Here is a 26,002-nt window from a genome sequence, read left to right as displayed (position 1 = left end):
ATATGACATGAAAAGTACCGCTAAAGCCGCTTTGTTTACTGTGTTGTCTGTGGTCATGTTTAACGCTCAGGCCAATGAGCATCAGCATGGCGAGATGATGAATATGCAGCACGCTACCCAGCAGGAGCAAGTCATCAGCGCCACGGGCGTGATTGAATCTATTGATCCGGCGAGCAAAAAAATCACCATCAAGCACGAACCTATTCCGGCGGTGAACTGGCCTGCGATGACCATGCGATTTACGCGGGTCCCGGAAACGAAGGCTGATGATATTAAGCCCGGCGATAAGGTCGCCTTTACCTTTGTTCAACAGGGAAATCTCTCTGTATTACGTGATATTCACGTCAGTCAATAACGCAGTCGCAGGTCTCTTTTATTCTCACCCGTTTTCTCTGAACGCGGGTGAGACACTCGCGCAATGGAAATCACTATGGCGTCTTTAAATATTAAAAATACCGCGCTTATTCTTGCCAGCATGATTGTCGGTGGGGTTATTGCCGTCGGTATCTATCCTTATTTGTCATCAGCAAACGTCCCGACCGACAGTGGCCCCGATGCGCAAAAAGAAGCGCGTAAAGTCCTGTTCTGGTATGACCCGATGTATCCGAATACCCGTTTTGATAAGCCGGGTAAATCGCCGTTTATGGATATGGATCTGATCCCAAAATATGCCGATGAAGAGACCGCGAGCGACGCCGCCGCAGGGGTGCGAATCGATCCGACGCAAACCCAAAATCTGGGGCTAAAAACCGAGGCCGTACGTCGTGGACCGCTGCAGTATGCACAAATGTTCCCGGCCAACGTTAGCTATAACGAATATCAGTTTGTGATTGTGCAAGCCCGCTCAGCGGGATTTATCGAAAAAGTGTATCCGCTGACTGTCGGCGATAAAATTAAGCAAGGCGCGCCGCTGATTGATCTGACCATCCCCGACTGGGTTGAAGCGCAGAGCGAATATCTGCTGCTGCGCGAGACCGGCGGTACCGCCACTCAAGTCGACGGTATTCTCGAAAGATTGCGTCTGGCCGGGATGCCCGAACAGGACATCCAGCGCTTAAAATCGACGCGGAAAATTCAAACCCGCTTCACCCTGCGCGCGCCCATCGATGGGGTGATAACCGCCTTTGATTTGCGCGCCGGCATGAACATTTCGAAAGATAACGTGGTAGCAAAAATTCAGGGCATGGATCCGGTGTGGGTCAGCGCATCGGTCCCGGAGTCTATCGCCTGGCTGATTAAAGACGCCTCGCAGTTCGCGATTACCGTACCCGCCTGGCCGGATAAAACATTCACCATCAGCAAGTGGAGTATTTTGCCGAGCGTGGATGCCACGACGCGTACCCTCCAGTTACGTTTGCAGGTCGAAAACCCTGATGAGGCACTCAAGCCGGGGATGAATGCTTACCTCAAGCTGAAAACACAAAGTGAGCCGATGCTGCTGATCCCGTCCAAAGCGCTGATTGATACGGGCAGCGAGCAGCGGGTGATCACCGTGGATAACGACGGACGCTTTGTGCCGAAGCAGGTTGCCGTATTCCATGAATCTCAGGGGCTAACGGCTATCCGCTCCGGTCTGGCGGAAGGTGAGAAGGTGGTCTCCAGCGGCCTGTTCCTGATTGATTCCGAGGCGAATATCGCCGGGGCGTTGGACCGCATGCGCGCCCGGAAGAGTGGGACGCCAGACGCCGCGGCTATGCCCGCAATGCCGACCCCGGCGACCCATTCACACTGAGGATATAACACATGATTGAATGGATTATTCGCCGCTCAGTGGCTAACCGTTTTCTGGTGATGATGGGGGCGTTGTTCCTCAGTATTTGGGGAACATGGACCATTATCAACACCCCAGTAGATGCACTGCCGGATCTCTCAGATGTGCAGGTGATTATTAAAACCAGCTATCCGGGACAGGCGCCACAAATCGTTGAGAATCAGGTCACTTATCCTCTGACCACCACCATGCTGTCGGTGCCTGGCGCGAAAACGGTGCGCGGTTTCTCGCAGTTTGGTGACTCTTACGTGTATGTCATTTTTGAAGACGGCACCGACCCTTACTGGGCACGCTCCCGCGTACTGGAATATCTCAACCAGGTGCAGGGAAAACTGCCCGCAGGCGTCAGCGCTGAAATGGGGCCGGATGCCACCGGCGTCGGCTGGATCTTTGAATATGCGCTGGTGGACCGCAGCGGCAAACACGATTTGGCCGAACTGCGTTCTCTGCAGGACTGGTTTTTAAAGTATGAGTTGAAAACGATTCCCAATGTCGCAGAAGTGGCGTCGGTAGGCGGCGTGGTCAAAGAGTACCAGGTGGTTATCGACCCGATGAAGCTGACGCAATACGGTATCAGCCTGGCTGAGGTGAAATCGGCGCTGGATGCGTCTAACCAGGAGGCGGGTGGCTCATCCGTGGAGATGGCGGAAGCGGAATACATGGTGCGTGCCAGCGGGTATCTGCAAACCCTCGATGACTTCAATACTATTGTGCTGAAATCTGGGGCTGACGGTGTGCCGGTTTACCTGCGCGATGTTGCCCGCGTGCAAATTGGACCGGAAATGCGCCGTGGCATCGCCGAACTGAATGGTGAAGGTGAAGTGGCGGGCGGCGTGGTGATCCTGCGCTCGGGTAAAAATGCACGTGACGTAATCTCCGCCGTCAAAGCAAAACTTGAGACGCTGAAAAGCAGCCTGCCGGAAGGCGTTGAGGTAGTTACAACATACGATCGCAGTCAGCTTATCGACCGCGCGATTGATAACTTGAGCTACAAGTTGCTGGAAGAGTTTATCGTTGTGGCGCTGGTGTGTGCGCTGTTCCTGTGGCATATCCGCTCGGCGCTGGTCGCCATTATTTCCCTGCCGCTAGGGCTGTGTATTGCGTTTATCGTGATGCATTTCCAGGGACTGAACGCCAACATTATGTCGCTTGGCGGTATCGCCATTGCTGTAGGGGCGATGGTTGATGCCGCGATTGTGATGATTGAGAACGCGCATAAGCGGCTGGAAGAGTGGGCGCATCAGCATCCGGGAGAAAAGCTGGATAACGCCACGCGCTGGCAGGTGATCACCAACGCCTCGGTGGAAGTGGGACCGGCGCTATTCATCAGTTTGCTGATTATTACCCTGTCGTTTATCCCTATTTTCACCCTTGAGGGGCAGGAAGGGCGACTGTTTGGCCCGCTGGCGTTCACCAAAACCTATGCCATGGCTGGGGCCGCATTGCTGGCGATTGTGGTGATCCCAATCCTGATGGGATTCTGGATCCGCGGCACGATCCCGGCGGAAAGCAGTAACCCGCTTAACCGTTTTCTGATCCGCATTTATCATCCGCTGTTGCTGAAGGTGCTGCACTGGCCGAAGGCCACCCTGCTGGTGGCGGTGTTGTCGATCCTGACGGTTATTTTCCCGCTCAATAAAGTCGGCGGCGAGTTCTTACCGCAGATCAACGAAGGTGACCTGCTGTATATGCCGTCGACCCTGCCGGGGATCTCGGCGGCGCAGGCGGCGGATATGCTGCAAAAAACCGACAAGCTGATCATGACCGTGCCGGAAGTGGCGCGGGTATTTGGTAAAACCGGTAAGGCCGAAACCGCTACCGATTCCGCGCCGCTGGAAATGGTTGAAACCACCATCCAGTTGAAACCGCAGGATCGGTGGCGTCCGGGGATGACGATGGACAAAATCATCGAGGAACTGGATAAAACGGTCCGGCTGCCGGGCCTGGCGAACCTGTGGGTACCGCCGATTCGTAACCGCATCGACATGCTGTCTACCGGGATCAAAAGTCCAATCGGGATTAAGGTCTCGGGCACCGTGCTGGCGGACATTGACGCCACGGCGGAGCAAATCGAAGAGGTGGCGAGGACCGTGCCGGGCGTCGCGTCCGCGTTGGCGGAGCGTCTGGAAGGCGGGCGCTATCTCAGCGTCGATATTCAACGTGAAAAGGCCGCGCGTTATGGCATGACCGTAGGTGATGTACAGCTGTTTATTACCTCGGCGGTCGGCGGCGCGATGGTGGGCGAAACGGTGGAAGGGATTGCCCGCTATCCGATCAATCTTCGCTACCCGCAAAGCTATCGCGACAGTCCGGAAGCGTTACGACAATTGCCGGTCCTGACGCCCATGAAGCAACAAATCACGCTGGCGGATGTGGCGGATGTGAAGGTTGTTTCAGGCCCGTCGATGTTGAAAACCGAGAACGCACGCCCGACCAGCTGGATTTACATCGATGCCCGCGATCGTGACATGGTCTCGGTGGTAAACGATCTGAAAAAAGCGATTGCCGAAAACGTCCAGCTAAAACCGGGGACCAGCGTGGCGTTTTCGGGCCAGTTTGAGCTGCTTGAACGCGCCAGCCATAAGCTCAAACTGATGGTGCCGATGACGCTGATGATCATCTTCGTGCTGCTGTATCTGGCGTTCCGTCGTTTTGGTGAAGCGTTGCTGATTATCACCAGCGTGCCGTTCGCACTGGTGGGTGGGATCTGGTTCCTCTACTGGATGGGGTTCCATATGTCGGTGGCGACCGGCACCGGATTCATTGCGCTGGCAGGTGTTGCCGCCGAGTTTGGCGTGGTGATGTTGATGTATTTGCGCCACGCCATTGAGGCGGAGCCCGCGCTGGAAAATCCGCAGACCTTTACGGTGGCTAAGCTGGATGAGACGCTGTATCACGGGGCGGTGCTTCGCGTGCGCCCCAAAGCGATGACCGTGGCGGTGATTATTGCCGGCCTGCTGCCGATTTTATGGGGCACCGGGGCCGGGTCGGAGGTGATGAGTCGGATCGCCGCCCCGATGATTGGCGGTATGATCACCGCGCCGCTGCTGTCGCTGTTTATCATTCCGGCGGCGTATAAGCTGATGTGGCTGCACCGCCATCGTCCGCAGAAATAACGTCTGAATAGCGTTGTGCCTGAGAACCCAACAAGGCGCAGCGCTATTTTTCCAGCGCCTTGACCCGCTTTCTGTACTCACCCGGCGTGCAGCCGTATTCACGCAGAAAGACTTTGTGAAATGACGATTCGCTGGCATAGCCCACCGCCTCGGCAATCACGATCAACGGCCGTGAATCACGCGCTAATATCTGGGCGGCAAATTGCAGACGCAATGTGGTTAAGACCGCGAGCGGTGTGGAGTTTGATACTTCACGAAACAGTTGCGCGAAGCTGGCCCGCGACATATGCGCGCGCTGCGCCAGCTCTTCGACAGTCCACGGATGAGCGGGCAACTCCAGCATCAGGTTAGCGATAACCCCCAGTTTGGGATGCAGCAGCAGATTCAACATGTTTTTGCCCGGCGCAGCCCGTGTCAGCCACTCGCGTACGGCCAGGGTAAACAACGTGGCGCATTGCTGGCTGCATACCACCTCAGAACCTGGCAGCGTGCTCATTGATTCCCGTTGCAGCAGTTCAATCATGGTTCTCAGCCACTGACCAACAGGGCTATTTTCCTCGGGGGCCAGAATGAGCAATTCCGGCAGCGCGGTTAAAAAATAGCGTGAAGATGCCTGCAACCGTAGACTTCCGCAGACGAGATGCGTTTGTTCCTCGCCTGACTGGCACAGCCGGTGGGCGGAGTTTTGTGCCAGCATAACCACTGCGCCAGGATGCAGCGTGTAGGACGAGCCGTCCGGGAGATCAAGCTGAGCCGCACCCTGAGTTACCGTATGCCAGCGAATAACCGACAGCTCTCCCGCAGCATGTGGCAACTGCCAGTCTCTGCTCAACAAGCAGTTTTTATCAATAGACCCCTGCGGGTCATTAAGCGTTAATAATCGGCTAAGCGCGTCCATAAAGACTCCTGAACAATTTTATACCCTTAGGGAGATATCGCCATTATCGCTATAATTTTATATTAAATTAATACCATCAAATGGTTAGTTGGTAATATGGTTTGTGCTTTCACGGCTTTGCATGGTTGTCTTTAGACGATTAGACATAAATAGGCGCGTTATGGATACGCTGTTCATGTCCGTCAGTCCTTATACTTCGGGTTAACAAATGAACAGTGATTTTGCAAAGAGGCAGTATGAATCAGTATCAGGCGATCATTATTGGTTTTGGCAAAGCAGGTAAAACGCTGGCGGCGACGCTGGCAAAAGCAGACTGGAAGGTGGCGATTATTGAGCAGTCCAACACCATGTATGGCGGGACATGTATCAATATCGGCTGTATACCCACTAAAACGCTGGTGCATGATGCCGAAATGCAGCATGACTTTGCCGCCGCAATGCAACGCAAAACAGACGTTGTTCGCTTTCTGCGTGATAAAAACTTCCATAACCTGGCCGATCAGGACAATGTCGATGTGATTGAAGGGCGCGCTGAGTTTGTTGACAACCATACTGTGCGGGTCATCCAGGCGACCGGCACGCGTGAACTCCGCGGCGAGAAGATTTTCATTAATACCGGTGCGCAGTCGACGATGCCTGATATTAAAGGATTATCCAGCACACCTGGCGTATTCGACAGCACTGGGTTGCTGAATCTGGCGCAGCGTCCTCAGCGGTTGGGGATTTTGGGCGGCGGGTACATTGGCGTGGAATTCGCGTCCATGTTTGCCAGTTTTGGAAGCAAGGTCACTATCTTTGAAGCCGCGCCGCTATTTTTACCGCGTGAAGACCGGGATGTCGCTGATGCCATTGCCCACATTTTGCGCGACAAAGGTGTCGAGCTGATTCTGAACGCCAATGTACACTCTGTATCGTCCCAGGACGGTGCGGTACAGATACAGATGCCAGAAGAGACGCATTCGGTGGACGCGCTACTGATCGCCTCGGGGCGTAAACCGGCAACGGAAGCACTGCAACTGAAAAATGCTGGCGTGGACGTCAACGATCGGGGCGGAATTATCGTGAATAGATATCTGCGCACCTCGGCAGATAATATCTGGGCTATGGGCGACGTGACTGGCGGGTTGCAATTTACCTATATCTCGCTGGATGATTTCCGCATTGTGCGCGACAGTTTATTGGGCGATGGGTTGCGCAACACCGGCGACCGCCAGAATGTGCCGTATTCCGTGTTTATGACACCGCCGCTTTCTCGCGTGGGGATGAGCGAAGAGCAGGCCAGAGCCAGCGGGGCAGAGGTCCAGGTCGTGACGTTATCCGTTACGGCGATCCCGCGGGCTCGGGTGATGGATGATACGCGCGGTATGCTCAAAGCCGTGGTTGATGTGAATACCCAACGGATATTAGGTGTCTCGCTATTGTGTGTAGATTCACATGAAATAATTAATATCGTTAAAACCGTTATGGATGCCGGATTACCTTATACCGTTTTACGTGACCAAATATTTACCCACCCGAGCATGAGCGAATCATTAAACGATCTATTCGCATTAGTTAAATAATAAAACGCTGTGTCTGCCTTTTTGCCCCACCCGTGTGGGGCTTTTTTTATGCGTGTAGCACATTACCTAAATAATACGTATGAACAGTTATTCTGGCGTTACGGATGGCAATAAATAGGATGTGTGAGTTTATTCTATTAACACTGAATTGACTGGTTAATGGAAATAGAAATGAATATGTTGAAAGCAACTTTACTGATGACCTCTTTACTGACTGCACCTGCCACGTTTTCCGCGCTGGCGCAGTCGCCAACCGAAATTGCCCACGTTAGCGTGTCAGCCGTCTCAGCCGCGCCTTCTGTGATTGAGGAGGCCATTGCAAAGCTGGCGCAGGAGAAACAGGCATCATCGTGGAAAATCACCTCAATGCGTATTGACAGCAGCACTTACGCCACGGCGATTTTGTACAAGTAAGGGCGGTTGGTATGGAAAAATATCTTCGCTTACTGGGCAAGGCCGATCGCATCGGATTAACCCTGATTCGCCTGAGCATCGCCATTGTGTTTATCTGGATCGGATTATTAAAATTCGTTCCATACGAAGCCGACAGTATTACGCCATTCGTGGCCAACAGTCCGCTAATGTCATTTTTTTATGAACATCCGCAAGAGTATCAGCAGCATTTGACGCATGAAGGGGAATTTAAACCGCAGGAGCGGGAATGGCAAGCAGCGAATAATACGTACAGCTTCTCTAATGGACTGGGCGTGGTTGAGATAATTATTGCCTTGTTGGTGCTGGCAAATCCGCTCAGCCGCAGGTTGGGATTAATCGGCGGGATTCTGGCATTCGCCACACCGATTGTCACCCTGTCTTTTTTAATCACCACGCCGGAAGCATGGGTTATGCCGCTAGGCGATCTGCACCACGGTTTCCCGTATTTATCGGGGGCCGGGCGGCTCGTGTTAAAAGATACGTTAATGCTGGCAGGGGCGGTAATGATAATTGCGGATTCAGCCCGGGCCCTCGTTAAGCAGCAGTACTGATTTTCTCACGTTTTACCCCCTGTAAGAGAGTATGCCACTAGAGTTTTATACGGTATTTACCGGAGCCAGCATGATGCTGGCTTTTTTTTGCCGTAAGCTAAATTCGTTATCCCCAAACTACTGCTTAAAACGTCTTGTTATTCTTTTTTGTTATGCTTGTTGCGCAACTTAGCGTGGTTTTAGACATCGCTTCAGCTAGAATTAACCCTTATCAAACGTTTTTACATATCAATAAAAGATTAAAGATAGTTAAAAACTTAAGTTTTTATCAACAGTTTGACATGGAATCCACTAAGGTAATTAAGCGCCAGGAGTGGATGCTGATTTCGTGTTTTTGTCTACAAACAAGACCGAAACATATCTTAAATATGGAAGTAAGGATTTGAGAATGAGCTTTGGATTAGCAAAGGACAACAAGTTTGAAATCATAGCGATCCTGCGTGAAGAGTTGCACAAGAAGACTAAACTGGAAGTCTTATGTGAAAACAACAGCGTTATCACACAGTTAGAAAAGATTGATTTCGAGCGCTTTGTGCTTTCCCCGCACAAAGACATCGTTCCTGAAAAGGTCCAATACTTCATCCTGCACAGTGATAGCGGGATTGTTAAATTTAGTGCCAGATATGAACAGGCGTCCTCAGGTGATGCGCAAGCAGGGTTGTCGTACCTTATCCCGGATTTGATTTTCTTTGCGCAACAGCGACAAAATCAGCGTTTCTCCTTCCTCAAGGGCTATGATTTTTTCTGTTCTGGTCGTTACAAAAACGGCGAAAATTACTCACTGAAGATTAAAAATATTTCTCAGGGGGGCTGTGCATTAATTGTTAAGGATGTGAATGCACGATTCCTTTATAAAGATGCGGTTATTAAAGGTGCCGCTCTGGATTTTGATGTGTTTGGCAGTTTACTGCTTGATCTCAAAGTGATTGATGTCGTCATGATCAATGAGTTTGATGATGATAATCAGTTGTACTCCTGCTACCAGATATCGTGCGAGTTTGACTATAAGAACCGTCGTGAAGAGGCGGAAGTCGAGAAATTAATCATCAAATTTTTAATGAGTAATAAGATTCGAAGTTTATAAGGAACGGTGAACAGGATGTTGATGTGCGGCACTGATAATTTTGTGGGCAGCGGTATGTTCGCCTATCTGACAAGTAAACATATCCCTATCAAAACATTCCCGTTTGAGGATATGTTGCAGCAATCATCATTGTGCCAACATCAAACAATGGTTTTTAATATCATTAACAATGAACAACCGTGTTCTGCAATTGTGCAGTTTTTGAATAAAAACCGATTTAAATTTTATAATAACGTTATTGTCATTGTCGCTGACAGTTTGGTGGCGAAATTATGTGTTGAGTTATTATATGTGGAAAAGACCATTGTCCTGACGGAAAAGTCATCACTGCGTGATTTTGGACAACTGGCTACGCTGGCGGTTGGGAAATGGAATCCCCGACTGTATCGGTCGCAGAAAAGGCTCACTGAAAGAGAACAGCAGATCCTCAATCTATTGGTAAGTGGTTATACTGCCAGAGAAATTTCTGAATTAGTCAGTTTGAATTATAAAACGATTCAAGCGCACAAGATGCGGGTCGTTACGAAACTGGGACTGGCCAATACCTCTGATTTAAATAAATTAATTATTAGGTTTACCCATAGCTTGTCTTTTTTACCCTGATCTGAATATTCTTTTCTGATGTGAAATACGTAAAAGTAGATACAATTTGGGAGTGATTTCGACTGGTTTTTGTTGTGGTGATGGGGGGGAAGGGGTGTGTTAGATTCCAGTGATGTGCTAACGGCGCTTGAAAAAGCATTCAATACCAGTCAGCTTTATATGGTTTATCAACCTATTTTTAACTTACAAGCCCACACTATTAGTGGGTTTGAAGCGTTAATGCGTTGGAATAGCCCACAGATGGGCATGATCTCCCCTGATGTTTTTATTACGGTGCTGGAAAATAGCGGCAATATATTTTCCATAGAGGAGATGGTAAGCAACCCTCCATGGGATATTGCCGCCTCCTGGCCAGACCCTCTTTCTCTCTCTGTTAATATTTCTGCCCTTGAATTCTGCGATCCACTGCTCCCACAACGTGTCAGACAAAATCTCGCCGCCAGTGGACTACCTGCTCATCGATGCCAAATAGAGATCACGGAAACGTCGCCGCTGTGCGACAGCCAGATAGCCGCTAAAAACATGACAGAACTGAAGGCGATTGGGGTGAAGCTGGCGCTTGATGATTTTGGTACCGGGCACGCTAACCTTAATTATCTGCTGAAGTATCCGTTTGATACCTTAAAGATTGATAAAGAATTTGTTGCAGGCATCGAGCCCGATACTCGATCGGCAAAGATCGTTGAGGGTATTATTTCATTAGCGCACAATTTTGGCATTGAAGTGCTGGCGGAAGGGGTAGAAACCCATGCCCAGTTAGAACGTTTGACGCTGATTGGCTGCGATAAAATTCAGGGTTTTTTTATCTCTCCTCCGGTGATGGCCGAAGACATTCCCACACTGTTAACCCAATTTAGCCGTTAATCACTCTCTCCCTGGGCTATAACGCCTTTTTCCTGATGGCGGTGCACGCGCGTTATCTGGACAACCGCCGGACAACCGATGTTGATTCCCTCGCGCATAAAAAAGCCCCCTGCAAAAACAGGGGGCGGGCTATGTTTAGGTCAGATTAAAACGATCTTTTAAAGCCAATCGACGCATTGACCGGGGCTTCAACCTGCGACTTACTGCTGCCGTTGCTAAATTGCGTACCCAATTCACCGTAGACCTGCACATTCCGGTCAATAGACCAGCTCAGACCGGCGGCGACTTCGGTGCTGGAGTACTGCTGTGACGATTCCAGCGTAGTGGTGGCAACCGCATTGCTAAACTGCGTCTTGTCTTTTGAACCCAGACCCTGCCAGACGTTCACCCGGCCATAAGGCTGGAATTTGCCGTGGTTGGTATCATAGTCTGCAACCAGACGCACACCCAGACGCGCGGTAAACGAATCAGCGGTATCCATTTTCACTTTCGTTTGGGTCACGCCATCAAGCCGACCGTTATCAAAATCGCTGTATTGGTAGATCAACTGAGCCTGCGGCTCCAGACTCCAGGCGCTGGCGCCTAAACGGAATGACTTGCCCACTTCCGTTGAGGCTGTCAGCGTATTGCCTTTCACCGTGTACGAGCCGTTATTCCCGGATGCCGACAGACGGGATTTATGGTTACCGTACTGCAGGACGTTGTCGACATACATTCCGTCATCCGAGAACCAGGTGGCATAACCGCCAACGTAAAACGCGTTGTCATCGATATTACCGCCTTTGCCATCGCTGCCGGTTTTGGTGCCTTTAACATTGCTGTCGATGTCGAGCACGCTGGCATACATCCCGGCTTTCCAGCTTTCATTGGCGTACATATCGACGCCGACCTGGATGCCCATGGTATGTGAGCTGGTTTGTGTCCCTGTCGCATCGTCCAGCTTGGTTTTGCCGGAGTAACCAATCATTCTGGCCCACGCGCGGTTATCTTCATCAATACCCGGTTTCACCTCGTCACCCATACGCTGGTGCATGTTACCCAGCAGGCTGATGTCACCCTGGCGAACGATGCTGGCGAGGCCGGAGTACAGCATGGTTTCCGGACGGTATTCGCTTCTCAGATACCAGTTTTCACCCTGACCTTGCGCGTTACCGGCGTGCAGTTGGTACTCAAATGCACCCGCAGCCATGCGTTCAGCGGCGAGATGGAAGGCGTCTCGCGAGGTCTGAGCGGTGGTGGTGGCGCCATTCAGCGCGGTGACCACTTCGATGCCGTCACCCACGGTAGGCGCGCCGAGGCCGGAGCCGTCAACATCAAGCAACGTTTTCCCGCTGGCTTTACCGCCATCGATAATCAGGCGATCGGCAATACCCGCGCCGCGGCCATTCTGCGTGGCTGCCATGTTGATGGTGCCTTTCTCGCCGGTGTAGTCTCCTTTGACGGTTAAGGTTGTACCAATTTGCTGACCGACAAGCGACACATCGCCGCCGTTACTCAGCCCGGCTACCGTCTGGTTGTAGCCTTGGGTGTTAAGCGTAGTGTCCGCAACCACATAGTGGTGCGACGCCGCGCTCAGGGTGTTGGTATCACCCGCTTGCAGCACGCCGTGGGTAATCAGCGTTGCGCCGCTGTAGCTGTTTTTACCCTGCAACTCGGTGGTGCCGTTGCCGGTCTGGTGCAGTTGACCTTTGCCGCTGATATCACCGGTTAATGCCAGGGTATCAGCGCGATTGACGCTGAGCACGCCATTATCAACGATATCACCCTGAATGCTGCCGATATCGCCGCCGGTGCCGAGTTGTAATACGCCCTGGTTGATGGTGGTACCGCCGGTGTAGGTGTTATCCAGCGTCAGGGTCAGTGAACCTTTGCCGGTTTTAATCAACTGACCATGACCTTCGACTTCGGTCAGCAGGGATACATCGTGCCCGTTGGTGTCGAATGTCCCGCCACCGGATTCCAGCGTTACCTGACGTGCAGTATCGAACGCGTCGCCATATTTCAGCGTACCACCATTAAAGGTGATGCCAGTATCTGCTGCGCCGAGGTGGGTATCACCGGCTACCTGAAGCGTACCTGAAGTGATAGTGGTGCCACCGCTGTAGGTATTGTCGCCCGTGAGGATCAGCGTACCAAGATCGCCTTTATTCAGACCGCCGGTGCCGCGGATCGCGCTGTCAATGGTGGCGGTGTAGTTAACGCCGTCTACCGTACCATCGCCAACGCGGATCAGCGTATTGGCGGTATCGGTGGTGATAGCCTCTCCGCCGACGCGATAGCCGTCGGTGGCGAACTGTGCACCGCTGATGATGACGTCGCCTTTGCTGTTATCGACCGTCACATTGCCCGCCTCGCCCTGGAAGACGGCAAACGCGGCATCGGTAAATGGCGCGTTCAGCGCGCCTTCTGGCGTGGATTCATCGGTGGTCCAGTTGTCATTCCCCAGGCTTGATTGCCAGATCCCGTCGCCACCGTTAATCACGCCGTTGTTTTTCAGGTTGCCGTTCTCACCGCCGGTGCCGTCCCAGAAGCGCAGCGTTAGCCCGGCATGGTTGACCAGGTTTACCTGATTTTTAACCGAGGTTTGTACATACAGGCTGTCCGCGGCTTCCGGTGCGTTAGCAATATCCATCACGTTATTAGTCAACGTGCCGGTATAGTTGATCACGCGATAAACCCCAACGTCAAAACTGCCGTTCGGTGAGGTCTCGATGTTGAGCTTGCCGTCAAGCGTCAGATCGCCGTTGACATCAATCAGATCGTTGAAAGCTCCGCCTGGGGTATAGGCCTGACCAAACTGATAATCCAGCTGTGCGTTATCGCTTAGCGTCAGCGAACCGGTGGTCAGTTTACCGACGCTGTTGATGGCCGCACCGGCGGTAATGTGACCGTTATCCTGCACATCCACCGCGCCGCCGATAATGCCGTTACCGCCGAGCGTAGCGCCGGTTTTCACCGTGACCTGGCCGGTTGCGGCAGACTGATTACCGTTGACCAGCAGCACGCCCTGGTCAACATCCGTGATGCCGGTCCAGGTGTTGTCGCCGGTCAGGGTCAGCGTACCGTTGCCGATTTTCACCAGGCTGCCGTCGTTGCCGCTGATAACGCCGCTGATGGTGTCAGCCAGATTTAGATTACCCAGCGACAGTTGCTTGTTACCCAGCTCGACATTACCCGCACCGGACAGTGAACCGATGGAGGTGGCGCTGTTGACTGCGCTGACATCCACCAGTCCGTCCGCCAGGTTTTTGACCACCGTATTTTCCGCCATCGCGTTATCAGCCGCGGTCATCAGGCCGCTGTTGTTTACCGTGGCATTGCCGCCGCTGGCGTTGTCTTCCAGTGCCAGGGTGCTGTCTTTCGCTACGTTGATCGTCGCGTTAGCGGCGGTGGCATTATCGCGTAATACTGCTTTCGCTTTACCTGTCAGATTCAGGTTGGCGCTGGCGGCAGTGACGGTATCGGCCAGCGTTAACAGACTGTCGGCGATGTTCATGGTCAGCGATGTCAGGCTGGTGTCTGCACCATTGATATTCAGCGTTGCGCCGTTATTGACGTTAACAGTGCTGCTTTCATTGCTGCCGAACGCCCCGGTTTTGCTGACGTTAACCGTCACATTATGGCTATTCCCGGTCCCGGCAATTTCGGTTTCCCCTTGATAGCTGTTGGCGCGGTCAAGCGTTAAGATGCTGCCTGCATCGCTTGAGCTACTGGTCACTTTCAGCTTGCCATCACCGGTAATATCGCCGGTTGGGGTGAAATGGTGCGAATTGAGATCAAACACCGCCGCGTTAGCATTGGCGCCCAGCTCGATGGTACGGTTGCTGGTCAAATCAGCGCCCAGTTGCAGCGTGGAGGCGTTATTGATGACCAAATCCGTGCCACTCTGACCGAGGTTGCTGTCGGCGGAGATTTGCAAGGTGCCGCCGTCAATGCGCGTGCCGCCGCGATAGTCGTTATCACCGCTGAGGATCAGACGGCCGAGGTCGGTTTTCACCAGCGTCAGCCGATCGCGGGCGCTGGCCTCGCGAAGGATAGATTCAATGGTCGCGGTATAGTTTTGTCCCGCGCCACCGGCCCCGACGCGCAGCAGCAGTTCACCGGTGCCCGGCGTTTGACCCGCATGTGTGGCCGTTTCGGTGGTGGCATAAGCGTTGAGCGCATCGCCTTTCACGACATAGCCGTCGGCGTCAAACTGTGCTCCGGAGAAATTGACGTCACCTTTGGCGTCATCCACGGTGACGGTACCGCCTTTGGTGGTAAACACGGCGAAGGATTTCTGCGCCCACGGCGCATTGCCCTCGCCGGTGGCCGTTGTCCAGTTGTTGTCGCCCTGATCGCCAATCGCCATCCATTTGCCATCGCCGCCGTCAATCTTGCTGTCGCCTTCAATGCCCGATTTACCGTGACTTTGGTTGACGGTTGCGCCGTCCCAGAATTGCAGCGTGACGCCGTTGGCGTTGACCAGGTTGACCTGTTTGTCGATAGAGGTCTGGACAAAAATGTTGTTCTTATCCTGACTGTCTGGCACCGCGCCCAGCTCCAGCGTCCGGTTATCCAGCGTGCCGCCGTAGTTATAAATACGGTACACACCCGGTCCAAAATTACCGCCCTGAGACGTGGTGACGTCCAGCGTCCCGTCCAGTTGCAGGTTGCCGGTGACAGTAATCAGGTCATTCAGCGCGCCACCCGGCGTATAAGCCTGACCCAGCTCGAAGGCGGAGGTGGTTTTGCTGCCCAGTTGCAGGCCGCCGTTAATGGTTAATGTTCCCGCACCGCCGTCACCTGCGCTGAGGGTCGAGGCGTCGTTCATCAGCACGTTGCCGCCGATAGTGCCGTTACCGCCAAGCGTGGACATGCCGCTGACGGTGGTTGCGCCCGTAGCCGCACTCTGATTACCGTTTACCAGCAGCGTACCGTGGGTGACGGTGGTGTCACCGGTATAGGTGTTATTGCCCGCCAGGCGCGTAATACCACCGCCGATTTGCTGCAGCGCGCCGATACCCGAAATCACGCCGCCGAGCAGCACATTATTGGCGCGATTAATCGCCAGTACGCCGTTGTCGAGGATGTTTGATACGGCGCTGACTTCGCCGGTATCGCCGCCGGAACCTAACTGCAGTGTCCCCGTTTGATCAATGGTGGTAGAACCGGTGTAGCTGTTGTTGTTGGTAAAGACCGTGGTCCCGCCTGCCTTACGTTCAAATTTCCCGTCACCGCTAATGACACCGTTGTAAATTTGCGCGGCTGACGTATCGCCCTGGGTATCAAAGATAACCCTGCTGCTGGTGCCCTGGGTTTTCACGTCATAATTGCCAATGGTCGCGGCGGTGCTGGTGGACTCACCGTGATCGCCAGTACGCAGCGTTGCACCATCGTTTACGGCAATGGTTTTGCTCGCCAGACTCAGATTTTCAACGACGCGGACATCCGCGTTTGACCCGGTAATGGTCAGCGAGTCCCAGCCGGTGCCAATGTTGGTGCCGGTGGTCTGGTTATCGCTGTTCAGGCTGCCAATTTTTGCACTGTCGCCGTGGGTGTTGGTGAAGGTGAGGGCGTTGCCCGTACCCGCAGCGGTAATGATGTGGCGCGTTTTATCCAGCATCACATTGCCGATGCTGGCTGTATTGTTGCCGCCGGTGCCGGCGAAATTCACCTCGCCCGCAAAGGTGCCGTTTTGCCAGTTAAAGGTGTCCTTACCTTCACCGGTGTTGATCACGCCGCTGGTCACACCGCCGCTGATATCAATGGCGTCATTGCCTTTACCAGACTGAATGGCTACGGCAGTGTCGTTGATGGCCTGCAGGGTGCCGGTGTTGGTGATTGTTTTATTGCTGTCACCGCTGGCATCAATCACCGGTGCACTGGTGCTGGCAGAGGTAATTTTGCCGCTATTGCTGACGGTGCTGACGTTCTTCGCGATGATCGCCGAGCCGCCGGCGCCGTCACGCACATTGATATCGGCATTGGTGGTGAGCGCGCCATCAGTATTCGCGCGAATACCGCTGCCTTCAGCCTTAAGGACCTCAATGGTATAGCCTTTGCCTATGCTCAGGTCGCCCGATGTTTCGCCGCCATTACGTTGTTCAAAGGCGAAGCCGGTACCTTTCCCGTGAACGTTGAGGATATTTCCCTCGCTGTCACGATCTGTCATGGTGAGCGCCACGCTGGTGCGGATCCCTGCGCCATCGTTGGAATCAATGGTCACGTTGCGCAGCAGGATATTGTTGTTGTTGGCATCGTTTTGAATGCCTGCGCCAGTTCCATCGGCGCGGATCATCACGCTTTGCGCGGACAGCGCACCGGCTTTATCGGCGAGGCGAATACCGTCAGCAGTGCCGTTGGTAGTAATGCTGTCACCGGAAATGCCGTTAATCAGCAAACTGGCATCCTCAGTCAGCAGAACCCCGGCGGTACCATCATCGACCAGGATTTTGCCCAGTTTATTAATCTGCGCATTGCCTCCTGAAGCCCGAACACCGATACCGTTACTGACATGCAGGGCATTGTCGGAATTGTTGGTGAAACGCCCGCCTTGCTGCACATCAACACCGATGCTGTCGGTGCTGGCTAGATCGATAATGGCGTTGGCACCAAGGGTCAGATTGCCTTGGTTTCTTGCCACATAGGCAATAACCTCGTTACCGCCAGTTTCAGAGGTGATCTTCGCGTTTGAGGTGAGGGTAGTTTCTGTCGGGTTACCTTGCACCTCGCCATTCAACTGATGCGCCTGACCGTCAACAATCCCGGCAATGGTTCTTTCGCCGGTTAAATTGATGGTGGTTTTATCGCTGATGGTCCCTTTCGCGCCGCCTTCAATCAGCAGGGCTGCGGAATCGGAGCCTTTCACGCTAAACGTGGCTTCGCCGGTGTCTACACTACTGCCTGCGCCGGTGGCGAGGACGCCGACGGAGTTTTTGCCGCTTAAGGTCAGGTCGAGATTGGAACTCGAATTATCTTTCGGGTTGGTCGTATTACCCGCAAGTTTTGCACCATTAGCGAGACGAAAAATAGTGGTGTTAGCCTGACCGTTGTCATTCATCACCGCCTGACCAATGTTGGCGGTAGCCCCTTTGCCATACAGGTAATAACCAATCTGGTTGGTGCTGTTGAATAGTGGACTGCTCAGGGTGTCGACATTCGCGATGGCGTTATCACGCACGTGCACGCCGATGTTCCCGGCTTTGTTAAGTGTGATAGCGGAATCGACGTTGACCGTCGCCTGACCATTAACGCCACCCTCAGCCCAGATAGCGTAGTTACGGTTGCCCACACCGCCGGTACCGTCTACCACAATAGAGCCTGAATCGCTGGTGGTCACCAGGGCATTTTTTTTCGTCGCGCTGACGTGAATGCCGACGTTGTTGGTGCCATTGACGTTGATCTTGCCGTCATTGCGAATGATCTGACCATTCTCAGCGCCACTGTCACGAACAGTGATGCCGTAGTTCTTGATATTCCCTCCGCGACCATCGCCATTGACCACAATATTGCCGGTATTCAGCACGTTGCCAGTCGCGTTGCCGATCAAGATCCCCGCAGCGTTGCGTATGCCGACGCCCAGCGTGATGAGCCCCTTATTGATGACCTCGCTGGCACTTTTGGTCATGATCCCGGCGCTTGGGCTGGAACCGCCTGGCAGGGTGGCATCCAGGGACAGATCATTGGCGTTGCGACCAAGATAAATAGAGGCATTCTGCGCGTTGGTAAAGGTCGCGTTGTCGGCGACTTCTACGCCAAAGGCAGTGCCTTTACCATAGGATGCACCGTTTTTGCTCCCGTCGACGATATTGATAACGCCGTTATTCACGCCCTGCGCATCGTTGGACAGTTGCATGCCAATGGCCAGCGTCAGCGAGGTATCGGGATTATCCTTGCTCCAGGGGTCGGCGGCAGAGGCGGTACCGAAGTTATCGGTGGTGATGGCCTGGTTGATGGTGCCGTTGTTGGTAATGGTGCTGGCGCCTTGTCCCTGCATACCAAATGCGCCATAGCTGTTGACCTTTTGATTACCGTCTTTATCAATAAACAACCCGGAGTTGATGGTGCCGTGGTTGGTAGCAGTGGCGTCTTTCGCCAACATGCCGATGGCCAGACTTTGCCCGCCGGAGGAACGCAATGCGTTCAGTTCGCCGAGGTTAGTGATAACCCCACCGTCAATGGCTTTCATTACGCCATTAATGCTGCCGTCAACGGCGATCATCGCACCTTGGTTTAGGGTGCCGGTAGTCCCAGCGCCGTTGGCATAGATGGCGTGCAGCTCACCACGCCCGGCGGTAGTGTTATTCGTATGCGACAGGCCGTCGGTCCAGACGTCATAATCCCAGGAGATAACGTCAGATTTTTTACCGGAACTAAGCACGTTTTCAATCAACTCGGCATACTTCGCTTGCGCAGCGGATACCGTCGTTATTTGGCTATTTTCGACATCCAGCCACAGCTGGATCTGGCTGACTTTTTGTCCATCTGGTTTTTGTGCGGCGTCATCACTTTCGCCTAATAGCCAGCTATTGAACTCAGCCAGCTTCGCGGCCGTCGTAATCGAGAACGTTTTGGTACCTTCTTCGATAACCTCACCGGCATCGTTATAACCGTAAGCCATTAGCGTTACATCAGTGCCAAATACGGAGGTGGTCCGTGAGCCGTGAAATGTTTCCGTTGGTACAACCGGGGCAGCGTTGAATTTAATGTAGTTATCGGACTGCCAGTTCACCTGACTGTTGGCGCCCTGCGCTTGCAGCAGTGAGGAATCTTTGGCCAGCAATTCGATGGTATTGGCCTTGTCACGTACGTTAAGCGTGTCGTTGCCAATATTCAGATTGGCGATGCCTCCGTTTGTCGCCAGCGCGATACCAAATTGCTTATAGATTTGCGTTTGCTGTGGATCATAAGTGTTCAACACCGCATCACCGATTTGTGATTCGGTGATAAACCCGGCTAATGCGCTGGTATCGAAGACTTTAATTGGCTCGGGTTCTCCCGGAAGCGCCGGATCAAAAACATCAAAATCCGTGCTCTGCGAAGGTTTCGCCGATTGAGTATGAGTCAGGTATTCTGCCAGTTGCTCCACGGTGGAGATCGTTTTGACGTTCTGATCGGGGCTGGTGGCTTTTAGGGTGATTTTTCCGTTTTGCAGCAGCTCTCTGATGGTGGTTGACTCCACAACGCCGCTTTGGCCTGGGGCAATCGTTGGGATTGCGCCGCTGATGTTGAGCGCCTGACCGGTAGAGTTATCTTCATATAAGAAGCCATAATTATGAATTCCTTCACTTACCTCAGCTGAAATACCTCTCTGGTAGTCAGTATAAATATTGTGCTCACCTGTATCGATAATCGGTGCCGCAGATGCCAGCATTGAAGCACCGCTTAATGCACTGGCCGCCAATACCGCGACAGTTTTACGCGAACTGCTTTTTTTCTTGCCTTTGGTTAATTCGGAAACGACAACCCAGATACCGAGTACCGCGTTCCAAATAATGCTGTAAACTTTATTCATATATAACCCTTGTCTGCATTTTATATTGCATGCGTTATTACGTTGAGTTGTTGGCTATGGTTGGCACGCGGGAGTGCTACCTGGCAGGTCGATTTTTAAAAATGGGGATACCTTCCGGGTTTCGCGGAATAAAAGACGAACTGAAAGTGAGTCCCTTTTAAAAAATAATCGTTATGGTCGTCCTTAAATAAGTCAGTTACGGCTGGCTATAGTGCGAGATGGTGTACTTGAGCCGGGTATTGGTTTTGCCAAGCTTTCTGGCAATGTTGCTTTTGTACGCCCCAATGGTTTTTTCACTTTTTTGCGATGCGCCGGCGATTTGAGTCAGCGTCCAACCGCGGGCCAACATCATTATGACGTTAAATTCGTTTGCGGTTATTTTGTTATGTACTGATTTGATAGTTATTGATTTTTTTATTTGAGTGATAGAGGTGAACGCGTGCAAAAGTTGATCAAGAGAGTCGTCTTGATCGAGAAAATGCATGTTCATCCCGCAAACGGTTTGAAAAAGTGAAAAAGTGGCTTCATCGGCCAGAACGATAATCATCGTCGCAGGGCGTAAGGCCATGTTGCGGATAATTCTGGCATATTTTAAAAAATCAGAATTGCCAGGATTAATAATGATGCAATCCAATTTATGAGAATGTATGTTGACGGCAGAAAGCGTCTGAGAGGAGTGGTACGTGATATCCGTAAATAATGCTGAACCACGTAAAATTTCTCGCATGCCAAGCCACGGGTAAAGTGAGTCACCCAAAAATACAGCTTTAGACATAACGATCTCCTTGAAATTTTGATGCAAGCAATCGCCTCTTTTTTTTATTAAAAAGAGTTCCTCGCGATGCGTGAAATGTTAATTAAAACGAATATCCCGTTCTGTGTTTTGAACGTATCCTTATTTATTTCGGTTTCAACAGATACTTTCTGTATTTATTAAAATCTTTAACTATTCTTAATGTTGATATTACACTTTGTTAAAATTTAAGATAAATCGTTTAAATCACCTCTGGGCAGATGATTGATAGATTTCGCTTATGAATCGAGAAAATTGCGGACTGGATAACCCTAAAGGCACAGGGGATTCTGATAGGTGTGGCTAAGAAGGTCGCCAAAAAAGAGCGTAATTCAGTTGGATAGGGCTCATTTTTAGCACAGTGAGAACGCTGTAAGATAATTCTTAACTTAAACCGGGTTGACGCGGAGGGTCTATAGAGGAAGGATGAAAATATTGTCATATTCAAATTTATTTACGTCTTCATTTTGTTTTATGGTGTTATGTGCTTTGATTTTATAGATTTCAAGGGTTTAATTCTAAAATTGTCTTTTTGTGCTTAATTTGAAAATCACACGAAAGAATAGCGATTAGCTTGTTTTTTGTACGTCGCCGGCTTATCCGGCCAGCAGTTCTTGCTCGACCTGGCGTACCTGATCTTCCAGCGTATTGCGGATCTCGGTTAACGCCCGTTGTTGGTCGGCAAAGTAGGCATCCTTATCTGTCACAGAGGCGGCGAGACGCCAGGCGTTCTCAGCTTCCAGTTCGCTAATTTCATTGAGCAAGCTGCTAATTTGCTCTCTGAGCTGCTGTATCTTGCGGCGTAAATGTTGCAGATCGTTAAGGCGGTCGCTTGCCATCATCGGTTCGAGACCGTTTTGCAACTGGGTAAGCAGCGTACGAACGGCGGCCAGATCGGCATTTTGTCGCGCCTGATTCAACTGCACCATCATCTGGTGCGCTTTCTCTTTCAGGTCATCCGCAACCACGTCCGGGTGGCACAGGCGACTGGCCTGCCGCCACAGGCGTTTTAGTTCATTGCGCTCATCATGAGAAAGTGTCCGTTCGCGGTTATAACGATGCTGCGCGTCCTGCTGTTGCTCCTGATATTCATCATATTCGTGACGGGCTTCTTCCTGCGCCTGGCGGGTGGCGCTGTCATCCTGGCGGGAAAAGTCGTTTTCCAGTTCGCGAATTTCCGCCAGCAGGGCGGTGATAAGCTCCGTTTGCTGCTGAATGCGCTGCCGGGTTTCCACTGATTCGCGCGAGTCTGAACGCTGGCTCATCCACTGCTGTTTGAGCTGCGCCAGTTGATCGACCGCCTGAGAAATAAAGTGCTGACAGGACTGATAATCTTTTTCCCGGCGTTTGCGCTCAGCTTCCTGCTTACGTTGCGCACTGGCGGCCAGATGTTTACGCAACTCGAGAATACGACTCATCAGTGGCCCAAGGTGCTGATGATACAAGTCGTTGAAGTCATCAAGGATTTGAATGCGTGCATTGCGTTTATCAATTAAGTCGCGCAACTGTGTTTCAAGTGCTTTTAGCTCAAGTTTGCTGGCAGCGATGCCGGGATCTTGCCACGTTGATACCGCTCGCTGTGATTGCAGCCAGCCGGTGATTTCATGCAGTGCATCGCTGAAGCGTCGTGCTTCAAGTGCCTGAACGATCGTTTTGGGTACGTCCGTCAACGCATCATTTTTCAAATGCACCAGTTGCTGGAAAATGATCTCGTCATCTTCCAGTTCGATGGCACTTTTGATGATTTCAAGACGTTTAATGATCTTATTCATGACGGTCGCTGCCCGGCGTGGCTTAAAGCGCGTGACAGGAACCTGACCTGGGGAACGCGTTTAAAAATGTTGAAAAAACAGTAAGGTGCATTTTGTGGCCTGCGGTGCCTTTTCGTCCAGAATAATTCACGGTAATTATAAGAAAGCGGAGGTAGCGCGCGTCAGTCGCACTCTTCAAACCTTCGTTTCATCTTTTTTATTCACGATCTAATTATTCTTGATTCAATAAAGATAATGCGTATAGTTCTCATTCTCTTTTGTTATTAACCATTTCCGTACACTCTGGTAAGGATCCCCGCAATGAAAAAAACAACATCCGCTCTGGCATTGCTGATTGCCGCAGCGCTAAGTGGCTGTGCCGCACATTCAACGCCAGCCAGTCGTACGGCGGTACAGGAAAAAGCTGTGACGCCAGCTGCTACTGATGTCCAGCAGCGTGCGTTGGCTGATGGTCTGTATGAAATGGCGCTGAGTCCGGCGGGCGATGCACTGTATGTTGCCAGTGCGGAAGGATTTAAAGATGTCCAGGGCGGGGTGGTTTACAAACTGGACCCGAAAACGCTCAAGACTCTCGGCCTTAGTCATACCGATATGAAAAACTTTGGTATGGCGCTCTCGCCAGACGGTAAAACGGTGTACGTTACTAACTCACTGGACGGCGGCCTGAGCGCCCTGAATACCGCCGATGGTAAAGTGAAAAATCGTGTACTGTTCCCGGAACGTAATGCCGAAGGTTTCCCGTACGGTGCGCGTCAGGTGCTGCTGCATAATGGCCTGCTCTATATTGGCGCGGTGGCTGACCCGGCGGTAATTTGGGTGGTGGATGCCGAAACCCTGAAGCTGAAAACCCGTATTAAAAATACCGGGAAATGGATGACAGGACTGCATTATTCTGATGCCACTCAGCGTATTTATGCCGCCAACGGCGGCGGCGAAATCCTGGTGATCAACCCGCGTAATCAGCGTATTGAGAAACGCTGGAAGCCGCTGGGAGAGAAACCGGCGCTGCTGCTGAATATGGCGGAAGACGCGCAAACGGGCCGTTTGTTTGTCACCGATAACTCGCAAGCGAAAACCACTCTGGTGCTGGATATCCACACCGGCAAACTGCTCAAACAACTCGCTGTTGGCGATTCGTTAGCGGTGAAATTCAATGCAAAGCGCAACGAAATCTATATTACCCAGCGCGATGCCGGGAAACTACTTAGCCTGAATGCAACCGACTACAGCGTGAAGAAAAGCTGGGATCTGCCGCCGAACCCGAACAGCCTGCAACTCTCTGCGGATGGGCAAACGCTGTTTGTCACCGTGAAGCAGAAATTTAATAAGGACCACTCGACGGATGCGCCCGATAGCGTGGTGCGTATTGATCTGAATAAATAACAACAACGTGTTGGCTTCCGCTAACGTCCGTTGATTTGTGACTTTTTTCCTGCGCCTCGGTGCGTTGGGCAAGGATGCCCGACGTATCCAAACGATTGCGCCTTGCGACAACCAGGTTGAAATGTTAAAAGAAGCCCCTTCAATATAAACGACACAGGGGTAGGGCGTGAAAAACGCGTCATCTGCATCCGACACCAGCGTGTCCGATGCCGCGTCAACGAGTGAGCCGACGCTTCAGCGGGGGTTGCAAAACCGCCATATTCAGTTAATTGCGCTGGGCGGCGCAATTGGTACGGGTCTGTTTCTGGGCATTGGCCCGGCGATTCAAATGGCAGGACCGGCGGTGCTGTTGGGCTATGGCGTAGCCGGGATCATCGCGTTTCTGATCATGCGCCAACTGGGCGAAATGGTGGTTGAAGAACCCGTTTCCGGATCGTTTGCCCACTTTGCCTATAAATACTGGGGACCGTTTGCCGGTTTTCTGTCTGGCTGGAACTACTGGGTGATGTTTGTGTTGGTCGGCATGGCTGAACTGACGGCGGCTGGGATCTACATGCAATACTGGCTTCCCGATGTGCCTACCTGGATTTGGGCCGCCGTATTCTTCGTGATCATCAATGCCATCAACCTGGTCAACGTGCGACTGTATGGCGAAACCGAGTTTTGGTTTGCACTGATCAAAGTGCTGGCGATTATTGGCATGATTGGCTTCGGCGTCTGGATGTTGTTTTCTGGTCACGGTGGCGAACAGGCAAGTATCGATAACCTCTGGCGCTATAACGGCTTTTTTGCCACCGGCTGGAACGGGCTGATCCTCTCGCTGGCGGTGATCATGTTCTCCTTTGGTGGGCTGGAACTGATCGGTATTACTGCGGCAGAAGCGCAGGATCCGCAAAAAAGTATTCCGAAAGCGGTAAACCAGGTGGTGTATCGTATTCTGCTGTTTTACATCGGTTCACTGGTGGTGCTGCTGGCGCTATACCCGTGGGTTGAAGTGAAATCAAACAGCAGCCCGTTTGTGATGATTTTCCATAATCTTGACAGCAACGTGGTGGCTTCCGCGCTGAACTTCGTTATTCTGGTGGCTTCTCTGTCGGTGTATAACAGCGGCGTGTACTCCAACAGCCGCATGCTGTTTGGCCTCTCCGTGCAGGGCAATGCGCCGAAGTTCTTGACCCGCGTCAGCCGTCGCGGTGTACCGGTTAATTCTCTGGTGCTTTCCGGGGCGATCACCTCGCTGGTGGTGCTGATCAACTACGCGCTGCCGCAAAAGGCCTTCAGCCTGCTGATGGCGCTGGTCGTGGCGACGCTGCTGTTGAACTGGATCATGATTTGCCTGGCGCACCTGCGCTTTCGCGCGGCAATGCGTCGCAAAGGGCGTGACACTCAGTTTAAAGCGTTGCTGTACCCGGCCGGAAACTACCTGTGTATTGCGTTCCTCGGCATGATTCTGGTGCTGATGTGCACCATGGATGAGATGCGTCTGTCGGCGATGCTGCTACCGGCATGGATCCTGTTCCTGTTTGTGGCCTTCAAACTGCTGCGCCGTAAAGCCCGCTAATCCCTTACCGATCTCATCCTTTGCGATGAGATCGGTCACTCCCTGAACTTTATCGTGATTGATCTCCCAGTTCTGTTCTTACTGACAGGATCTTTATTTTGTAATCGATTACT

The 26,002-nt window shown here is 52.2% G+C and carries 15 protein-coding genes; 11 read left to right on the top strand and 4 right to left on the bottom strand.

Annotated elements, in window-relative coordinates:
- Nucleotides 1-7: 7 nt before the first annotated feature.
- The 3 genes from cusF to FDW98_RS02835 all read left to right on the top strand — a co-directional run bounded on the left by cusF (nucleotide 8) and on the right by FDW98_RS02835 (nucleotide 4,887).
- Complete coding sequence (gene cusF / locus FDW98_RS02845; protein ID WP_096757974.1) at nucleotides 8-355, top strand: cation efflux system protein CusF; 348 nt, start codon at nucleotides 8-10, stop codon at nucleotides 353-355.
- 75 nt (nucleotides 356-430) lie between these two features.
- Nucleotides 431-1,732: an efflux RND transporter periplasmic adaptor subunit gene (locus tag FDW98_RS02840; RefSeq protein ID WP_096757973.1), complete on the top strand. Its 1,302-nt coding sequence runs from the start codon at nucleotides 431-433 to the stop codon at nucleotides 1,730-1,732.
- A gap of 11 nt (nucleotides 1,733-1,743) precedes the next feature.
- Nucleotides 1,744-4,887, top strand: a complete 3,144-nt coding sequence (locus FDW98_RS02835) for a CusA/CzcA family heavy metal efflux RND transporter (protein ID WP_096757972.1) — start codon at nucleotides 1,744-1,746, stop codon at nucleotides 4,885-4,887.
- A 43-nt stretch (nucleotides 4,888-4,930) separates the two neighbouring features.
- Here the strand turns inward: FDW98_RS02835 and rclR are convergent, their stop codons facing one another.
- Complete coding sequence (gene rclR / locus FDW98_RS02830; protein ID WP_096757971.1) at nucleotides 4,931-5,785, bottom strand: reactive chlorine-specific transcriptional regulator RclR; 855 nt, start codon at nucleotides 5,783-5,785, stop codon at nucleotides 4,931-4,933.
- 236 nt (nucleotides 5,786-6,021) lie between these two features.
- On the opposite strand from rclR, the gene rclA reads away from it, so the two are divergent.
- The 6 genes from rclA to FDW98_RS02800 all read left to right on the top strand — a co-directional run bounded on the left by rclA (nucleotide 6,022) and on the right by FDW98_RS02800 (nucleotide 10,884).
- Nucleotides 6,022-7,347: a reactive chlorine resistance oxidoreductase RclA gene (gene rclA, locus FDW98_RS02825; protein ID WP_096757970.1), complete on the top strand. Its 1,326-nt coding sequence runs from the start codon at nucleotides 6,022-6,024 to the stop codon at nucleotides 7,345-7,347.
- A gap of 177 nt (nucleotides 7,348-7,524) precedes the next feature.
- The gene (gene rclB / locus FDW98_RS02820; RefSeq protein WP_170975193.1) at nucleotides 7,525-7,761 is read left to right on the top strand and encodes a reactive chlorine resistance periplasmic protein RclB; all 237 of its coding nucleotides are present in this window, start codon (nucleotides 7,525-7,527) and stop codon (nucleotides 7,759-7,761) included.
- An 11-nt stretch (nucleotides 7,762-7,772) separates the two neighbouring features.
- Nucleotides 7,773-8,333 carry a reactive chlorine resistance membrane protein RclC gene (gene rclC, locus FDW98_RS02815; protein ID WP_096757968.1) on the top strand — a complete coding sequence of 187 codons (561 nt, stop codon included), beginning with the start codon at nucleotides 7,773-7,775 and terminating at the stop codon, nucleotides 8,331-8,333.
- A gap of 388 nt (nucleotides 8,334-8,721) precedes the next feature.
- Nucleotides 8,722-9,417 (top strand): pilus assembly protein PilZ, encoded by a 696-nt coding sequence (locus FDW98_RS02810; protein WP_096757967.1) that lies wholly within the window; start codon nucleotides 8,722-8,724, stop codon nucleotides 9,415-9,417.
- 21 nt (nucleotides 9,418-9,438) lie between these two features.
- A complete protein-coding gene (locus tag FDW98_RS02805; protein ID WP_170973020.1) occupies nucleotides 9,439-10,020 on the top strand; it encodes a LuxR family transcriptional regulator in 582 nt (193 codons plus the stop codon).
- A gap of 96 nt (nucleotides 10,021-10,116) precedes the next feature.
- A complete protein-coding gene (locus FDW98_RS02800; RefSeq protein ID WP_096757965.1) occupies nucleotides 10,117-10,884 on the top strand; it encodes a bifunctional diguanylate cyclase/phosphodiesterase in 768 nt (255 codons plus the stop codon).
- Between the two features lie 145 nt (nucleotides 10,885-11,029).
- Here the strand turns inward: FDW98_RS02800 and FDW98_RS02795 are convergent, their stop codons facing one another.
- The 3 genes from FDW98_RS02795 to FDW98_RS02785 form a co-directional block, all read right to left on the bottom strand.
- Nucleotides 11,030-20,380: an autotransporter outer membrane beta-barrel domain-containing protein gene (locus tag FDW98_RS02795; protein WP_096757964.1), complete on the bottom strand. Its 9,351-nt coding sequence runs from the start codon at nucleotides 20,378-20,380 to the stop codon at nucleotides 11,030-11,032.
- A 196-nt stretch (nucleotides 20,381-20,576) separates the two neighbouring features.
- Nucleotides 20,577-21,155 (bottom strand): LuxR C-terminal-related transcriptional regulator, encoded by a 579-nt coding sequence (locus FDW98_RS02790; protein WP_096757963.1) that lies wholly within the window; start codon nucleotides 21,153-21,155, stop codon nucleotides 20,577-20,579.
- A 614-nt stretch (nucleotides 21,156-21,769) separates the two neighbouring features.
- The gene (locus FDW98_RS02785) at nucleotides 21,770-22,945 is read right to left on the bottom strand and encodes a DnaJ family molecular chaperone (RefSeq protein ID WP_096757962.1); all 1,176 of its coding nucleotides are present in this window, start codon (nucleotides 22,943-22,945) and stop codon (nucleotides 21,770-21,772) included.
- Between the two features lie 300 nt (nucleotides 22,946-23,245).
- Between FDW98_RS02785 and FDW98_RS02780 the strand changes: the two genes are divergently transcribed.
- Together FDW98_RS02780 and pheP are read left to right on the top strand one after the other, a co-directional pair.
- Nucleotides 23,246-24,328 carry a YncE family protein gene (locus FDW98_RS02780; RefSeq protein ID WP_096757961.1) on the top strand — a complete coding sequence of 361 codons (1,083 nt, stop codon included), beginning with the start codon at nucleotides 23,246-23,248 and terminating at the stop codon, nucleotides 24,326-24,328.
- A 166-nt stretch (nucleotides 24,329-24,494) separates the two neighbouring features.
- The gene (gene pheP / locus FDW98_RS02775) at nucleotides 24,495-25,889 is read left to right on the top strand and encodes a phenylalanine transporter (RefSeq protein WP_096757960.1); all 1,395 of its coding nucleotides are present in this window, start codon (nucleotides 24,495-24,497) and stop codon (nucleotides 25,887-25,889) included.
- Nucleotides 25,890-26,002 lie beyond the last annotated feature (113 nt).

The organism is Citrobacter sp. wls711, from assembly GCF_005281055.1.
Lineage (GTDB): Bacteria > Pseudomonadota > Gammaproteobacteria > Enterobacterales > Enterobacteriaceae > Citrobacter > Citrobacter gillenii.
The sequence above is the reverse complement of the archived record's forward strand: the minus strand, read 5'-3'. Positions and strand labels throughout refer to the sequence as shown.

What these genes read in the sequence shown, in the direction of transcription:
- cusF (WP_096757974.1), top strand. Translation starts at nt 8, where the DNA reads ATGAAAAGTACCGCTAAAGCCGCTTTGTTTACTGTGTTGTCTGTGGTC.
- FDW98_RS02840 (WP_096757973.1), top strand. Translation starts at nt 431, where the DNA reads ATGGCGTCTTTAAATATTAAAAATACCGCGCTTATTCTTGCCAGCATG.
- FDW98_RS02835 (WP_096757972.1), top strand. Translation starts at nt 1,744, where the DNA reads ATGATTGAATGGATTATTCGCCGCTCAGTGGCTAACCGTTTTCTGGTG.
- rclR (WP_096757971.1), bottom strand. Translation starts at nt 5,785, where the DNA reads ATGGACGCGCTTAGCCGATTATTAACGCTTAATGACCCGCAGGGGTCT.
- rclA (WP_096757970.1), top strand. Translation starts at nt 6,022, where the DNA reads ATGAATCAGTATCAGGCGATCATTATTGGTTTTGGCAAAGCAGGTAAA.
- rclB (WP_170975193.1), top strand. Translation starts at nt 7,525, where the DNA reads ATGTTGAAAGCAACTTTACTGATGACCTCTTTACTGACTGCACCTGCC.
- rclC (WP_096757968.1), top strand. Translation starts at nt 7,773, where the DNA reads ATGGAAAAATATCTTCGCTTACTGGGCAAGGCCGATCGCATCGGATTA.
- FDW98_RS02810 (WP_096757967.1), top strand. Translation starts at nt 8,722, where the DNA reads ATGAGCTTTGGATTAGCAAAGGACAACAAGTTTGAAATCATAGCGATC.
- FDW98_RS02805 (WP_170973020.1), top strand. Translation starts at nt 9,439, where the DNA reads ATGTGCGGCACTGATAATTTTGTGGGCAGCGGTATGTTCGCCTATCTG.
- FDW98_RS02795 (WP_096757964.1), bottom strand. Translation starts at nt 20,380, where the DNA reads ATGAATAAAGTTTACAGCATTATTTGGAACGCGGTACTCGGTATCTGG.
- FDW98_RS02790 (WP_096757963.1), bottom strand. Translation starts at nt 21,155, where the DNA reads ATGTCTAAAGCTGTATTTTTGGGTGACTCACTTTACCCGTGGCTTGGC.
- FDW98_RS02785 (WP_096757962.1), bottom strand. Translation starts at nt 22,945, where the DNA reads ATGAATAAGATCATTAAACGTCTTGAAATCATCAAAAGTGCCATCGAA.
- FDW98_RS02780 (WP_096757961.1), top strand. Translation starts at nt 23,246, where the DNA reads ATGAAAAAAACAACATCCGCTCTGGCATTGCTGATTGCCGCAGCGCTA.